Origin of the sequence: Mesorhizobium sp. M4B.F.Ca.ET.203.01.1.1, assembly GCF_004791025.1 — a bacterium.
GTDB classification, from domain to species: domain Bacteria; phylum Pseudomonadota; class Alphaproteobacteria; order Rhizobiales; family Rhizobiaceae; genus Mesorhizobium; species Mesorhizobium abyssinicae.
Genome location: NZ_SRUO01000281.1, coordinates 1 through 286 on the forward strand (window position 1 = coordinate 1; position 286 = coordinate 286).

General features: G+C 62.9%; 1 protein-coding gene. It reads right to left on the minus strand.

Annotated elements, in window-relative coordinates:
- Positions 1–286, minus strand: a 286-nt coding sequence (locus EN846_RS34690) for an acyl-CoA dehydrogenase family protein (RefSeq protein ID WP_189587226.1), incomplete at both ends; no start/stop codon positions are given.

The following is a 286-nucleotide window of genomic DNA, read 5'->3' on the forward strand; positions in this document are numbered from 1 at the left end:
TGCCGAACCGCGTGCCCTTCAGCACTTCGGCAAAGAGCAGCGCCTGCTGATCCTCGTCGGAGACGGTGCGGATGGCCGCGACGACGCCGAGATGGTTCTGCGCGATCTGGCCGATCGAGGAATCGGCCGCCGAGATGATCTCGATCACCTTGGCTAAAGTCGCGTAGGACACTTCCGGGCCACCGAACGCCTTGGGCACGTTGATCGACCACAGGCCGCTCTGTGAGAACTGGTCGAGTCCGGCTACTGGCCAGATCCGGTCACGGTCGCGCTTGGAAGAATCCTT